Source organism: Acetobacter zythi, assembly GCF_963921165.1.
Lineage (GTDB): Bacteria > Pseudomonadota > Alphaproteobacteria > Acetobacterales > Acetobacteraceae > Acetobacter.
In genome coordinates this window covers 1-14,890 of sequence record NZ_CAWUEO010000048.1, presented here as the reverse complement: position 1 = coordinate 14,890, position 14,890 = coordinate 1, and the positions used below count along the sequence as shown (strand labels likewise).

At 53.1% G+C, this 14,890-nt stretch carries 17 protein-coding genes; all 17 read left to right on the top strand.

Features of this window, described 5'->3' with window-relative positions; all coding sequences use genetic code 11:
• Nucleotides 1–7 precede the first annotated feature (7 nt).
• The 17 genes from AABE20_RS13845 (at nt 8) to AABE20_RS13765 (ending at nt 14,810) form a co-directional block, all read left to right on the top strand.
• On the top strand, nt 8–742 hold the full coding sequence (locus tag AABE20_RS13845) for a toxin co-regulated pilus biosynthesis Q family protein (protein WP_338333633.1): 735 nt from the start codon (nt 8–10) through the stop codon (nt 740–742).
• Complete coding sequence (locus AABE20_RS13840; protein WP_338333632.1) at nt 739–2,457, top strand: pilus assembly protein PilN; 1,719 nt, start codon at nt 739–741, stop codon at nt 2,455–2,457. Before AABE20_RS13845 ends, AABE20_RS13840 begins: the two co-directional genes overlap by 4 nt.
• The gene (locus AABE20_RS13835) at nt 2,454–4,028 is read left to right on the top strand and encodes a hypothetical protein (RefSeq protein WP_338333631.1); all 1,575 of its coding nucleotides are present in this window, start codon (nt 2,454–2,456) and stop codon (nt 4,026–4,028) included. Before AABE20_RS13840 ends, AABE20_RS13835 begins: the two co-directional genes overlap by 4 nt.
• A gap of 3 nt (nt 4,029–4,031) precedes the next feature.
• Nucleotides 4,032–5,708, top strand: a complete 1,677-nt coding sequence (locus AABE20_RS13830; protein ID WP_338333630.1) for an ATPase, T2SS/T4P/T4SS family — start codon at nt 4,032–4,034, stop codon at nt 5,706–5,708.
• Nucleotides 5,708–6,823, top strand: a complete 1,116-nt coding sequence (locus AABE20_RS13825; protein ID WP_338333629.1) for a type II secretion system F family protein — start codon at nt 5,708–5,710, stop codon at nt 6,821–6,823. The genes AABE20_RS13830 and AABE20_RS13825 overlap by 1 nt, the downstream gene beginning before the upstream one ends.
• A 33-nt stretch (nt 6,824–6,856) precedes the next feature.
• On the top strand, nt 6,857–7,369 hold the full coding sequence (locus tag AABE20_RS13820; RefSeq protein ID WP_338333628.1) for a type 4 pilus major pilin: 513 nt from the start codon (nt 6,857–6,859) through the stop codon (nt 7,367–7,369).
• A gap of 5 nt (nt 7,370–7,374) precedes the next feature.
• Nucleotides 7,375–7,842 (top strand): type IV pilus biogenesis protein PilM, encoded by a 468-nt coding sequence (pilM, locus tag AABE20_RS13815; protein WP_338333627.1) that lies wholly within the window; start codon nt 7,375–7,377, stop codon nt 7,840–7,842.
• Nucleotides 7,843–9,090: a shufflon system plasmid conjugative transfer pilus tip adhesin PilV gene (gene pilV / locus AABE20_RS13810; RefSeq protein WP_338333626.1), complete on the top strand. Its 1,248-nt coding sequence runs from the start codon at nt 7,843–7,845 to the stop codon at nt 9,088–9,090.
• Between the two features lie 124 nt (nt 9,091–9,214).
• A complete protein-coding gene (locus AABE20_RS13805; RefSeq protein WP_338333625.1) occupies nt 9,215–9,919 on the top strand; it encodes a transglycosylase SLT domain-containing protein in 705 nt (234 codons plus the stop codon).
• Between the two features lie 9 nt (nt 9,920–9,928).
• Entirely contained in the window at nt 9,929–10,366 is a 438-nt protein-coding gene (locus tag AABE20_RS13800; RefSeq protein ID WP_338333624.1) for a DotD/TraH family lipoprotein, read from the top strand.
• Nucleotides 10,359–11,285 (top strand): type IV secretion system DotC family protein, encoded by a 927-nt coding sequence (locus AABE20_RS13795; protein WP_338333623.1) that lies wholly within the window; start codon nt 10,359–10,361, stop codon nt 11,283–11,285. Before AABE20_RS13800 ends, AABE20_RS13795 begins: the two co-directional genes overlap by 8 nt.
• Nucleotides 11,282–12,448 carry a secretion/conjugation apparatus DotM-related subunit gene (locus AABE20_RS13790; protein ID WP_338333622.1) on the top strand — a complete coding sequence of 389 codons (1,167 nt, stop codon included), beginning with the start codon at nt 11,282–11,284 and terminating at the stop codon, nt 12,446–12,448. Before AABE20_RS13795 ends, AABE20_RS13790 begins: the two co-directional genes overlap by 4 nt.
• Nucleotides 12,438–12,800, top strand: coding sequence for a hypothetical protein (locus AABE20_RS13785; protein ID WP_338333621.1), 363 nt, complete (start codon nt 12,438–12,440; stop codon nt 12,798–12,800). Before AABE20_RS13790 ends, AABE20_RS13785 begins: the two co-directional genes overlap by 11 nt.
• The gene (locus AABE20_RS13780; protein WP_338333620.1) at nt 12,793–13,887 is read left to right on the top strand and encodes a type IV pilus twitching motility protein PilT; all 1,095 of its coding nucleotides are present in this window, start codon (nt 12,793–12,795) and stop codon (nt 13,885–13,887) included. Before AABE20_RS13785 ends, AABE20_RS13780 begins: the two co-directional genes overlap by 8 nt.
• Before the next feature lie 2 nt (nt 13,888–13,889).
• Nucleotides 13,890–14,138 carry an IcmT/TraK family protein gene (gene icmT / locus AABE20_RS13775; protein WP_338333619.1) on the top strand — a complete coding sequence of 83 codons (249 nt, stop codon included), beginning with the start codon at nt 13,890–13,892 and terminating at the stop codon, nt 14,136–14,138.
• Nucleotides 14,135–14,533, top strand: coding sequence for a hypothetical protein (locus AABE20_RS13770; RefSeq protein ID WP_338333618.1), 399 nt, complete (start codon nt 14,135–14,137; stop codon nt 14,531–14,533). The genes icmT and AABE20_RS13770 overlap by 4 nt, the downstream gene beginning before the upstream one ends.
• Before the next feature lie 25 nt (nt 14,534–14,558).
• The gene (locus tag AABE20_RS13765) at nt 14,559–14,810 is read left to right on the top strand and encodes a hypothetical protein (RefSeq protein ID WP_338333617.1); all 252 of its coding nucleotides are present in this window, start codon (nt 14,559–14,561) and stop codon (nt 14,808–14,810) included.
• Nucleotides 14,811–14,890 lie beyond the last annotated feature (80 nt).

Genomic DNA, 14,890 nt, shown 5'->3' with positions numbered 1-14,890 from the left:
TGGGGAAATGCCCCCATCAACGTCATCGCATGTCGCAGGAGCAACCTTCCGCGACGCATCTGCCCTAACCGTTTTTATCGCGGATATCCTCGCCAACAGCATGGACGGACCAAACAGCATCATTCGGCTCGCACCCTATGATGGTCCAGACCCCAATCATACTGAAGTGCTCCTCATGGATACCTTGCGCGAACGTGGTTTCGCTTTGTCTCCTGATGGGATGTCCTACCCCGGCGCACATACCGTGCGCTACGCGGTCAGCCCGGTTGGACAAAACCTCCTGCTAGAGCTGGACGCCGATGATGCGGAAGCAACATGCCTCTATGGACATAACGCCGATGGCGCACTCGAGCGCGCAGGCAGTTGCACAATCCATAATGGACAACATCTGATTCTGAAAATTCCCAACACGGACCAGACCCGCCCCATTCCGCTTAAACCTACCAACACTCAACCCGCTCTTGCTCAGGCCAAGGTGCCATCTGAAGAGTGGACACTGGTGGAAGGACAACCCATTCGCGAACAGATGGTCGCATGGGGAGATCGTGCAGGGTGGAAAGTTTTCTGGCCACATGATCTGAACTGGATGGTTCCGGCAATGACCTCCTTCAACGGGGATTACCAGAAGGTCATGACGGATATCATCCACACGATCTCGGACGAAGGAAAGTCCATCCACGCGGATTTCCATACACCCAATCATACTCTGGTCGTGACCAGCCCAGGGGGGCGCAGCGAATGAAGTACCTCCCGCTACTCTTCACCACAGCATCATGTGTGACATTGCTGGCCGGTTGTGCCGACTTCAAAGCAGCCCGTCAGGCCGAGCATGAGGCCGAAACGGTCGATAGGAATTATAAAATACCACAAAACCCTGTCGTAACCGTATCGGACAGGCCGTGGCTTCTGGGGGAAAGCGTCCACGAGGCTGAGAGGGTTCCTGAGATCCTCCTTCACTCCGCGGGGATTACACTTGCCCGACCGGTCTCATTAAGAGATGCAGCCATCATCGCCAGCCGCGTGACGCACATTCCTGTCAGTGTCACGTCTGATGCCGAACAGGACTTCTCCTCGGCTGGGGGGAGCTATAGTGCTTCCGATCTTCCCCCGCCCCCAGCGGCATCGGGAGGACAATCGCGCTCTGATAATGATTCCTCGCAAAACCGGTCAGTTTCGCGTTCAGAAACCAGAATTTCCAACTCCAGCAATGAAACATGGTCTGGCGTAGGAAATTGGCTTCAGTATCAAGGGACCCGTGAGGGTTTATTCCAGACTCTCGCAACACGTTTTGGCGTCTGGCAGCGCTGGACAAATGGGCAGATCGAATTTTATCGCACTCTGACCAAAACGTGGCCGATCCCCGCTTTCTCCGGTGACACAACCTCTGACGCCTCGATCGTCGCCTACACAGGCGGTGGTAGCGGCTCGTCTGGCATGGGTATGGGCATGGGAGGTGGCTCCATGATGTCTGGCGGGACATCAGGGGGCGGCATGAGTGGAAGCGGTGAGTCCTCAGGCCAGTCATCCGGTATGGCGTCCATCATAGCCCACAGCAAAACCAACAGGTGGCAAACTATCCAAAAGACAGCGGCCGTGATCGCCGGTGACGCCCATGTTGTCGCGGATGAAGGTCTGGGAACGGTGTCAGTAACTGGCACTCCTGACCAAATTGCCCGCGTTGAAGAATGGGTTCAGGGACTGCGTGATGACATGCTCAAACAGGTCGCTGTTGAAGTGCATGTTTATACTGTCAAGATTAGCCACGAAAGCAACTACGGTTTCAGCCCGACACTCTCCTTTGCCTCGCACGGCGGCATGCTCGGACTGACTTCGACCCCGGCCGCAATCCCACAACTCCAAACCTCTGACACACCATTCTCCTTCGGCGCGTCCATTCTGGATACGGGCAAAGGCACTGGCGGCCTTTTTTCAGGGTCGAAAGTTGTTGTGCAGGCACTCCAGCAGCTTGGGAATGTAACCGAACAGTATGACCGGTCAGTCGTAACAACCAATAACCAGACAGCACCATTCCAGAACGGCATCAACACGACCTATCTGGCCAACAGTTCTTCGGTTCTGGCGACAAATTCGGGAAGCTCTAATTCACTCTCCCCTGGAGTTGTCATGTCTGGGTTCATGGGCTCGGTCACACCCAAAATTGTTGATAGCCGGATACTCCTCCATCTCAATTTCCTGCTCCAGACATTGCAGACCATCACCACCATCTCAAGTGGTGGCTCCTCTATTCAGGCTCCCAAAACATCCAGCACATCGTTGGACGATACCGTCGCATTGCAAAACAACAGCACGCTTGTGCTCAGCGGCTACGTCGATGATGCGACATCTCGCAAACGCAATGGCGTTGGCTCTGCTTTGGACTGGGTCCTCGGGGGCGGGGGCGATGCCACTCTTGAGAAAACCCATGTTGTCGTAACCGTGGAGGCACACACACTGTGAAAAAAATTATTCTTGCGTCTATGGCGACGGCACTGGCCTTACCCATGCCATCATGGGCAACACCGCCAGAATGTGCACAGCACCTTCAGGAACCTGGGATCGGCGGAAGACTGTCTCAGGAACAGATTGATGCAAACAATGCCTGTCTGAGCATTGTTGATACACAGAAAAAAATTTCGGAAGGGCTGGCAACAATTGCCGACAATGAAAGGCGCTCGAAGGGGGGGGCGGCGTTCACCACATCAGTCGGTCGGAATGACCTGACCACAATGCGCGTGCCTTTCCCCCAGCAGCCGGGAACACAGTTTCATACACCCCAGTCGAACCCGCTACCAGAGCAGGAAAAACCTGATGATACTGCGCCCACGGCCACCGTGGACGGCGTCCTTTGGGAAGGTGGGACTGTCATCACGGGCATCATTCATCTCCAGGATGGGCAGTCTTCCCTGCCAGCCATTCGGCAGGAAGCCCTTGCAATGGGCATGACGAATTATGTGCGGCCAAAACAGATACCAAATCGGATTGGCTATCTGAAAATGGTCGCCGAGAGAACTGGTGAAAAAACAACTGGAAAATCTAAAATAGAAAGCCTGCTTCTGGCCGTTCTAGCCCAGAGCGGACCGTTAACCTACGTCGAGTGCGACTTTGGGCCATCGGGCATTTGGGTCATGGCCACAGATGAAAATTCATTGCCCCTGCCCGGTTCAGATGACTTTTTCTCTGAAGAAGACCTCGAAGGCTACCGGTCCTCACTGGTGGGATTCAATTTCACACAAAGATTGCTTATCGAGGCACATAAAGTCGATGAGTTCATGGCGGCTCTTCCGCCAACGCCAGTTATTATCCGCTCTGTCTCATTCAGACCTTACTACATTGCCGCCAGTATTTTCGCGGTATGTGGTCTTGTCGTGCTGCAAAGCCTTCATGTCCTCCACGAACGAAATCTGGCCCATTTGCGCGATGAAGCACGCAGAAACCTACTTCTGGAGCAGCAGAAAGCTCAGGCCGCCACCCATGAGGGGCCCTCGGCCGCTGAATGGGTCAAAATCTGCATGCACAATGCCTACGCACTTCCTCCTTTCAAAAATGGATGGACGCTCAACAACTGGGAATGTGCAGGAAGAACATTAAGTGCCCTATGGGTTCGTACAGGCGGCACTCTTGCGGATGCGCCGGTTGGCTTAATGCTTAACAATGGGAACTCGGTCAGATCCCATTATCCACTTTTACCTTATGAGAAAATTCATGGTGCGCCGTCTGATGCAGCAGGTGATGCAAAAACCTTCATAGCCCTCGTGCAGCAATCAGAGGCCAATCTGTCGGTTAAAATTGCCGATCTGGCCCATGACGATCGCTCGAAGGCACAGAGCGCTTATATGATCACATTCCCATGGCAAGGAGACCCACGGGAAATACCATGGGATTTTTTTCGAGACATCAGTGTCGAACGTCTGGGTCGTGAGATCAATGCCGATGCACACGGCACCCTTCAGAACACTGATTACCAGATCCATGTTGCCATCAAAGATGCTTCAGCAGCGGCGGTCTCTACGGAAAGTGGAGGGCATTGAACCATGGGTAATATCTGGTCACGGCTGTTTGGTACCCCCGCTCAGGGGGCGGCGGATAAAATGACGGCGTCGCAGAACCAAATCGTCATCGACATCCCTAGAAGTCTTGAAGGACAGATTTTTATTGAAGCCAATGGCGATGACCGAACCGTATTCGCCAGCAGGCAGCTTCAGGATCGGCTTCATTTCCTGCAATGGCTTGATACCTTACGTTACGTTGAAGGTTTCCGCGGGGTCAAAGTCAAATATGTTCCCCTCAGTGCCGTCACGGAGCGAATGGAACATGCTCACCAAAACTCCGCGATTATGGAAACACCCAAAGAAGATGTCGAAGTAAGGGATCGCGCACTGGCCCTTCTGACCGAGATCGGCGGCTATAATTCATCAGACATCCGGATCAGACGGCTATCCAGGCATACCGAAATCGCCTGCCGTATCAACGGGCGATATATGGTTGCCCACGAATGGGAAAATGCTTTTGCAGATCGTCTGATGCGCGCGATGTATCGGCTGGGTTCTTCACAGGCCGCATCTGTCACCGACAGTCAGTTTCAGGACGGCGGCATCTCGGGAGATATCCTCAAAGGCACCGGACTAGATAACGTCCGTATTGTCCGAGGTCCCTGCGTTCCTCTCGCAGAAGGGGGATGGTTCATGATTTTACGCCTGCAATCCATTAAACGTGGAGTCAACAGGCGCGTCAGAGGAAACTACAGCACCCTACACCCACTCCAAGGACCTCCTGGGCACCTTCGGTTAAAAGATTATGGTTTCAGCCAACGACAGATAGACCGTCTGATGGGGATCGCGATGTCTCCTTCAGGGGCTATAATCTTCACAGCTCCGACTGGTCATGGGAAGACCACAACGCTTTATGAAATCTGGGCGGAAAAAGCACGTATTCAGCCCGGCCGCAACATCGTCACTATCGAACAGCCAGTCGAACTGAGTATGCCATGGGCTATCCAATTGGATATTCCCAACACAGACAACGAAGACGAAAACGGACGCGCATTGCGCGAGCGTCAACGTGCCACCCTGCGTATGGATCCAGACGACATTGGTTTGGGAGAAATGCGCGATGTCGATGGTGCGATAACCTGCTTCACCGCAGTTCAAACCGGCCATTTTGTTGCGTCAACCTGTCACGTTGATGATCCATTTGACCTTCCTTTTCGCCTCCAGATTATGGATTTTACCCGTCTGAACTTTGCGACAACCTGTAATGCATCCCTTATTCGCGGCATCGTATCGCAAAGACTAGTGCCCGTAATCTGTCCTCACTGTGCAGTCCCATGGACTAAAGACGATAAGCGACTGGCTACAGTTATTAATGAATCTGTTCCCACGTGGTGCCCTGACCCAGCTCTGATCCGCCGTATCGGTCCCGGATGCGAGCATTGTTATGGCACTGGGATCGCCGGGCGCACATGCGTTGCTGAGGTGATTGAAACAGATGAAGAACTCATGAGCGACTTTGTCACGCATGGGGTTAATGTCGCTCGGCATAGGTATCGCTCTCGTCCTGATGCCGATCCTTCATTGCTCGAAACCGCTATGAAGCTCGTTGCCGAGGGCAAGCTTGATCCGTTCGATGTCAACACCACAGTCGACCGTATCCGCCCCCGCGAGAAGGTTCTCAAAGAACGCCGTGACGGCGCATCACGGGGGGCTCAATAATGTTAATCCGCTATACTGACGTTGACTATGAACAGCAGCACCGCAGAAATTCCCTGTGGTTCAGGTTTAACGCTCTGATCTTTTTCAACTGGACTGCACGCTCTACACTATACCAGATGCTGGCCGTCCGGTTGCGGATCCACATCCCTGAAACAACTATTTTACGGATGTTTGCAACGCAGGCCGCGCGAAAAAAACAGAAAGTTATTCCGCAGATTATCGACGACATCATCTATCATCTGAACCATGGCGAGAAGCTCGTTGACGCTTTTCGACCCTATGTTCCAGATGATGAATACATGCTGATGTATGCCGGCGCCAAGGCCGGGACGCTTCCAGATGCCCTGCAATTGCTCTGTGAAGCTAAAGGGCGATCCAGCGCTATGGTTCAGGCATCCATGAAAGCCGTCAGTCAGCCTCTGATGTACCTCGGAATTATCTACGTGTTTCTGAGAATATTGGGCACTCAAATTCTACCAGGCCTTGTTTCTGGCCCTATGGCGCCCAAACATCCCAGTTCGAGTCAACAGATCCTCATATTCGCCTCCAATCTCGCATCGGGGTGGTACGCACCAATTACTTTGGGTCTTATGCTTCTTCTGGCATTCGCAACCTGGTTCAGCCTTAGACGCGTTACCGGACATATCCGCGTAATTCTCGAGCGGTTCCCGCCATGGTCCATCTACAGAGATGTTCAGGGATACGTCTGGATCACAGCATTCCTATCACTTGTGCTTGCACAGGTTCCCGATAAAGAGGCCCTGCGGATTCAGGCGTCAGCTGCATCTCCATGGCTAAAAGAGCGGCTTGAGGCGATCCTGACAAACCTTACCATCAATGGTCTGACATTTCCCGATGCACTCTTATCAACGGGGTTCGAATTTCCCTCGCCACGCATCATTGATGACGTCGAAGCCAACTGGGTGAGCAAGGAAGGCTACATCAGACTTCATGATACGGCGACGGTCTGGGTCGCTGCGACAGAGAAACGCACCATCGCATTCGCGAACAAGGCTGAAAACGCGTTCATCCTGATCATGGTTGGTCTTGTGGTCATACTTGGTGCCGCCTGTGACAATCTGGGCGCAGACCTTTCCCACACAATGGCCTCCTAATCCTATAATTATTGACCATAAGGAATTTCCATCATGGATCTTATCGTTGCCATTCTCTCCAAACACGGCCTTGAAATAATGGCTCTCGTTCTTGTCATGGCGGGGGTTTATGAAATATTCCACAAATCGAATGCACAGACTGCATCGGGTTGGGAAAGTGAAATGGTCACAAATGTTGACGGTTTCTTCCAAGGAGGCCTGACGGCCAGAAACTTCAGTGGTCTTAATAACTCGGTCGCCATCAAGGCCAATCTTGTCCCCAAAGGGATGCTGAATGGCGATGGAAGCACGATCAAAGGCCCATGGGCAAACTCATATGTTACCCTGAGTTCAACAAGTAATGGGATGGGTTTTACTGCCAGTTGGGTTGAAGTCCCGAGTGATGACTGCGCTACCTTTGCCCGTTCACAAAGCGCCAATATGATTAGCATTAACTCTACGTCGATTGATCCCACAAACAGCGCTGCTGCATCCAGCATCGCAATGGCCTGCAATGCAGGCGCATCCTCTTCAACAGCAACAATTACCTTCGAGCATGACAGCTAACGGCCATGGCCTATATCATTCTCGCTTTTGCCCTCATCCTTGGGGCCTTTGCTGACACTCAAGGGCTAGCCACTCTGGCCCTTCAGCAAGACATCTACATTGAGCCCAGTAATGCGGCTCAAAGATGGTTAGCTTACAGAAGTGCCGTGCAATTTTATGTTGAACGTCACCCAGACTTCTCTGGAAGTCTGAATCTGTCGGATATCGGCATGGGGAATGAAAAACAGTTTCTGCCAAACGCCGGGAATGATGTTTTCAAAAATAGCAATGGGACAACCATCGTAACCTGGATGCCTCTTGCTCCAAATATTGTTGCCGACACCATCAGACTAGCCGATGGCGACCGAAGCATCGGGATCGCACACGATACGAGCTGGTCCTCTCCTTTTTTTGGCAACATGGGAAACCTGCCTGTTTCTGTCCCGGAAGGGGACATCATCTCTGTTGTCACATTTACAGGTCCGAGGTTCTAGATGCCCTCCATCATCGCCGTACTTGCAGCCATTCTTGTGTCCTTATGGCCTACTGCCCGCTATTTCAACATGACACAGGACGCGAACAACCGTTCCGTGATTGCTGTCGCTGGAGGACAGTTCGATATTCTTCTCGCCGGAATTAAGAAATACATCCGGGCACATAGCGATGAACTGATCGAAAGCATCCCGGTCGGCAGTTCTACCGCTGTTTCTCTGGCCACGCTAATCAAGGAACGTGATCTTCCAATAGGGTTTACCAGCACCAATCCCTACAGACAGACATGGGTTGTCTACGTCACACAATCTGACAGTGGTGTGCTTGACGGCCGCGTCATATCATACGGGGGCCTTACGCTCTCGCCCAAGGATGCCGTTGCCATAGCCCTGAAAGCCGGGGCACAAGGAGGGTATATTCCTCCAAACGGTCTGATCAGTGGCTTAAATTCCAACATGGCCGTTGGCGCGAGTGGAACATGGTCCCAGACTATTTCCGGTTTTCCTAACCCCGGGGCGGGGCATCTGGTCGGACTGGTTGCATCCGCAGATGACGCCAACAATAACCCGAACTATCTCTACCGGGATGCTATCGCAGGCCATCCAGAGCTCAATTCCATGGAAACGCCCCTAAATATGACAGGGAATGATATCAATAGCGCCGGTGACGTGCATGCTTACGGTACAGTCAGCACGGGCAATGACGACGATAATAAAGGCGTCAATGCATACATGAGTGAAGACGGTAGGGTTAACGCTACGAAAGATATCCGAGGACAGGTCTTTCGACCTAACTTCATCGCACAAAATGGCAGTCCGTGTGATGGGGTTGCGATCAATACAGGCGTTATGGACGGTGTTGAATCCAATAACAGTCAGGATACTTTCACAACCCAAATTGGGGACATCGCGCGAGATGAGCGGGGGAACACGCTAAATTGTGTAAATGGAACATGGAGAGTTATTGGCCTGTCATTTGCCACCCTTATCAAAGCGTCCTGTGGTGGATGGAACTTGAACAATTTGAATTCGTCGGACTTGCCCATCCTTGTGGAAGCAATCATTTACGCCGGACATAAAGGTGCTACTGCTGACGCTTATGTTAATCGTCAATCGGTTTCTCATATCGAATGGAGCGGTGACAATTCACGCGTTGACCAGAGTATGACATTCGTCGTCCCTCCCGGTCAGGCATGGTTTATTAGCCCAGAACACCGGGTAAGCGGCGTTTGTTATCATGTCTATCAATAACAGGTTCGCTCCCTCACCAGCCAGTCAAACCAGATAATTGCCTCAGTATTCGCGCACTCAAAATCCCAATGTTTTACTTAATGAGTGCGCGGAATACATTGGCTCTCCTACGTCGAGACCAGCCATGATCATACCGCCATGTGTTGACCAGATTGCTGAATATTATCATGTCCAGCAATCATCCATCGTGCAGATCATTCAAAAAAAACATGATGGTCTGATTGGGCCAATGGGTATCCAGCCAGGCTGGATACCCATTCTTGAAAAGGCCGGTTTTTCTCCTGAAGCCATAAAGACTAATGTCTGTACAAATATCGCTGCCGGTGCGTGGATACTGGCCTATGCTGTCAGCAATAAGACGAAAGAAACTCCCAAAATAATACCAACGTTCACAGTGCCATCATCCCAGACAACGGCCTTACCGGGAAATTTACGGACATGCGCGGTGGATGCCGCCGGTCAGTACCGGATTTCGGTACCACTCTTTCTGGGCCTTCTTGCAACTGAAGGTGGGCATGTTGGGCAGATCGTAAGCAACAAGAATGGGACATATGATATGGGTCCCGCCCAAATCAATTCGTCCCATCTCGTCGAACTCGCCGCAAAAGGGATAACGCGCGAACAGATCATCAATGACGGATGCCTCAATATTCACATTGGCGCATGGATACTGGCCCGGGAACTCGGAGGCGAGACCCCTCAGCATCCCAAAGAATTCTGGCAACGTGTCGGAAACTACAACTCGCACACCCCCATCCATAATCAGGCATACCAGCTCAAAGTCTGGAGCCATGTTGTCGGCATCTCGCATTCACAACCACATGGGTGATCATGGGGTATGACAATACCACCATGCACATCTGCCCCCCTGCTGATCAGCCTCCTTTTGGTGGGAGCCTGCCAGCACCAGACAAAACCCCCTGCCCGCCATCAGGCCATATCGCTTGAAATGTCCACGCTCCTCGGGCGCATGGACACAATGGGGCAGGTTCGATTTCCAATGTTACGTCCGGGCTCGGTCCTCCCTGCGGAAATGAACCGGCCTATGCGCTGGAACTGGACGGGTTCACTCGACGCCGGGGTCCGAGAGATTGCCAGGATGGTGGGATACAAGGTCCTCTCACCCCCCATAGACCATGGTCCAATTGTCAGCATCCATCAGGCACATGCCACGGCGGGAGAGCTCATCAACGAGCTCGCAGCAGCCGGTAATCCTGAACTGGATGTCGATGTCGACATTCTTCATCATACCATTCGGATTAATCAGCATGCGTAAACGCACCCTCATCCTGGGGTTAATCGTGTTGTCCAATCCTGCCGGGACACTATATGCCCAGCCCAACACACCGACCCCCCTCCCTGTTCCGGCCGAACCGCAAACAGCCATGGCGGCCGCCAATCCACTCGACACACCTCTGAGCGGTGCGGCCGAACAGCCGGTCCTGACAGACACGACACGCCCCCCCTCTCTGGAAGCTCTTATGGCTGTTCGACCCGGCTACTCACCACGAACGGAAAGTAGCAATGGCCGGGATGAAGCGCTCAAACAGGCCGCATGGGCTTACGGTGCGCAAGGCGGGCTGGCGGCAAGATCATTTGCGATCAACGACATGCTTCGCCGTTATGAACCCGTGCTTGATCGTGAGTTTGATTTTCGTAATCTTGTCCTGCCAGCCGGGAATGGACAGACCCTTATTCGTCCTCCCGTCGTCACAGAAGCACAAATGGCCTTCGCACTGGACGATAGTGGACAAACGGCTCGTGAGACACGGCAGGTCTACCGTATTACCCGCCATGCGCAGCTTGTTTCCCTACCACCTCAGTGGCGAACGTGGCTTGTCAGAAATGTCGCATCTCCAGATACACCTATTGATGCCCAACGCCCCCGCACCCGCCACGAGGTTGATGTCTGGCGAGAAGCCGTTGCTCGCGGATGGGCCGCAGGCGAACGACAGGCTGTAGAAGTCTTTCTTGATGATCTGGGGCGGCTGCAGCGCGACATAATAGGCATGGCTCGGTACCGGGTGTTGTTAAAGGCTGGCAAAGTCGAACCACCAGAGGTCGCTTTCCTCCATCGTGACACACAGGGAGGCCACGATCAGCTGCGGGTCGATGACACGGAAATCCGGATCCGCTCTCAACCTGGCCTTGATGCCAACCGGGCACATTGGCACGCAGGGGAAACAAACCCATGACGATGCCACAACAGCCCATCGGCACAGGACGGGATGTCGATCCGGAAAATATGATTCTAACGGCTCTTGCGATTATCGTTGTCGCAACGTGTCTCGCCCTGCTGCTCTGGTATGAGTTTCACACACAGATTGCCGAACTTGTCCTGTATTGCGCCGGTGCAGAACTGCGCATGATCTCTCTTTTTACCCACCAATATGATCAGATTCTGGTCAACCTGGCCCATGCCCAGCCCGAAAAGGTGTCCGGTCAGACGTTGTGGGCACTCTGCACTCTGACTGGTCAGGCTATCCTGCTGCCGTCACTTGGGCTTTTTGTCGTGCTTGGTATTCTTTGTGGAATACAGGCACCCCGAGCCATCTACCGGCACCGCTTTGGTCTTGAAGGAATGACCCGCATGCTGGCTAAAATCCATCCGATTGGACAAGCGTGGGTCGGGGGGGCCGCCAAACTGACGCCTCCAGCGCCTGCGGGAAAGCCGTTGCGTCCTATGGACCCGGTCCTCACCCCGGATGAATGGCTCAGGCGGTATGCTCCAGGATCAACATCGGATGCTGAGACCGTCCACCAGTGTCATGATGCGCTGGTGCGTCAGTTAGGGAACCCATGGAGCAGTCCAGCAGAGCTTTCCGCCGTAGAACTCTGCCTTTTTATGGTGTTCAGCCTTTATTACACCCGGCAGAAAGATCAGGCTCAGGCGATGCTGGAATCTCTCTCTGCTGCTCTCTCCGGTCGGTGGAATAAAGGAGAGATCAAGCGGTTTGTCCAATTGGACAAAACCTTCACCCAGAAGATGAAGAAGACCTACGCAGCGAGCAATTGGACAAGCGGAATCGAAATCGCGTCCAGACACGCCTATGTCCGCCCTGCCCTGATGTCACTTCTTCAGGAAGCCCGGCGGAAGTCAGGTGTTGTCAATCCCAGCCTGTTCTCAATTGTCCAACTGGTTGACCGGGATCTCTGGCTCATTCTGTGTGGTCTTTCGTATCCAATGCCTGGCCGCCCGCTGCACGCCATTGTCACAACAACCTGCACGGAAGCGGCCGGAGCTGTGGAACACTGGCGGGCGGAGTGTCTTCAAGGAACACCACTTCCAGACCCCCAGCTTGCGCTGACCTTAACCGCCCTGATGACTCCCGAGGTGACACCGCATTATGCCAACTGATGAACAGACACTCTGTGTCTATTTCCTTGCGGCCAGAAGTGCTGCCAGTGACCTGCGCATCTGGGTCCTGAAACGCTATTTCCTGCGCGAAAGCCAACTCGACAGCAGTATGACAACCACTTTGCGTCAACTGGACCACGTCACACGTTCAGAAACATTCTACGGATACAGCATTTCTCAGGCTCCGGCCTCACTGCGCAGTCCCATCCAGCATTATATCCGCAAGCTCTGGGACGGCCAGAAGGCAGACTCAGGTCTAGCATTTCCAAAGCGCATACTGGATCAGCACAAACGCATTATCCAGATCACCGAAGCTGCCCACCAGCACAATAGGGGAGCATTCGATGCGTGATCTTCCTCTCGATGTCGACCTGAATACCTTACTGGTCCATTGCGCCGAAATGGGTGCATCCCGCATCCAGATCCAGACGGACCAACCCGTGGAAATCCGTGTCCATGGTAAAAATTCCCAATTAGGGAAAGATCGTTGGAACCCGCGCCGCGTACAGGAGGCTATACGCTTCATGTACGGCAGTGAGGTTGCTACAAGTGTCCTGACCCAAGCCGAAACCATAGACATATCACACACAGTCTGGCCTGGCCGGAAAGGTCCGCGCCATTCGTTCCGTGTCAATGCGGTTTGCGCATCTGTCGGTGCAGAGAAAGGCATCACCATCACTATTCGGCCACTGGTGGACCTCCCCAGAACTTTGGACGAACAGAATGTTGAACCTCGCCTTAGAGATGCTCTCGAAGGTGACAATGGAGGTTTTTGGATATGCGGCGCCACCGGGAGCGGCAAGACAACCCTTATCGGCGGAATAACGCGAGCCCGTCTCGAGGACCCGGATTGTCATTGCAATATCGTGGAAGGCTCAGCACCTCTCGAACTGCTTTATGATCTGGTCGATAGGAAAAATGCAACCATTAGTCAAAGCGAGATTCCACGCCAGATTAAGAGCTTCCCCGAGTTCATTCGAGCTGCGATGCGACAGGAACCCACCGATATCATCGTTGGGGAATGTCGAGAGCCCGAAACGATAGAAGCCGCCATTCAGGCCATGATTTCCGGACATCGTCTGTTATCTTCGGTCCATACATTCGACCCTGCTTCAACGATCCGCAGAATTGAAGCCTTATGTCCACCTGATCAGCGCGATAGCCTGACAATCTCGTTTGTCGAAAATCTTCGGCTAATCGTCAATCAACGCCTTCTTCCATCGACTGATGGCACACGCACACCCATCAGGGAATTTCTACCAGTTACACGGGCCTTTCGTAACAAACTGCTCGATGCGCCACGCGATAGATGGCCTTCCCTTACGCATGAAGCGGTTGAACAGACTGGACAAACCTATGTCCAGTCCATCGCGCAGGCTCTGGCTGAAAAGCGCATTACAGATGACGTGGCTGCAAAAGCCCGTGACGCGGAGATGTAATCATGTGGCGTTACTCTTCTGAACCGGTCCACCTGTTTATACTGGACTGCCGCTCTCTCGTGCCAATGGTGCTCTGGTTTGCCCACATGCGTGAGTGGGTATTCATCCTCGCCGTGATCAGCACCCTGATATTCGGCATCATGGCATGGTTGGGCCTTACTCTTCCCGTGGCATACCGCATGGTGCGCGTCCTGTGTGTCGGCTCACGCAGGCCACGCCTACCAACATGGAAAAAGAGAAAATTCGCATGATCGACATTGAACGTCTGATTGATGCTCTCTGCGCACTATTTGAGCTGCGTTCCTATCGCATTATAGTCGGACAGCAACAAAAGGAATGGACGCCACGCCGTCTGCTCGCTCCAGATGCTCTTTTGCCCGTCATCATCCGTCTGGCGGAAGATCAATGGACCCCGACACACGGACAGGCCAGCTTTGGTCTGGGTATTGACCATAATGAGAATGCTTTGTGCGGCCACGTCCTGAACGCTGTCCACTACGCTCCCATCAGTGTCATCGTTCTTTGTGTCGATCACATGCTCCAGCAACTGGTCGACAGTAAAGGTCAGATCACCATTGAAGCCATGGAGGAGTATGCTCAGGAACTGTGCTCCGATGCGCATTCACAACCTGTTCGCGCAAAATGAACCATCATCATAGCAGGAGCCAGTCATGGTCATTATTATTCCCGAACAGGGTCAATCCATCACCATCCATCCCGGACAGCAGGATGTTGTGATCCTCTCCCCGAAACAATCATCTGAAGCAGCTGCACCGGCCCCTTTCCCTTGGCATGACACCACCACAACCTTAAAAAAACAGGGAACACAGGCACCAGGTCTCGCAAAGCGCATCATGCCGGTTGTCATACTTTCCGCTGTCGCATTCTGGGGCGGACGATACCTATTTCCTGCTTATACGTAACCATCCGGCGAGAGACGCGGGCGTATTCAGGCGGCGATGGTATTGTGGACCTGCTGGTGGGCTTTCCAGTGCCAGGGCAG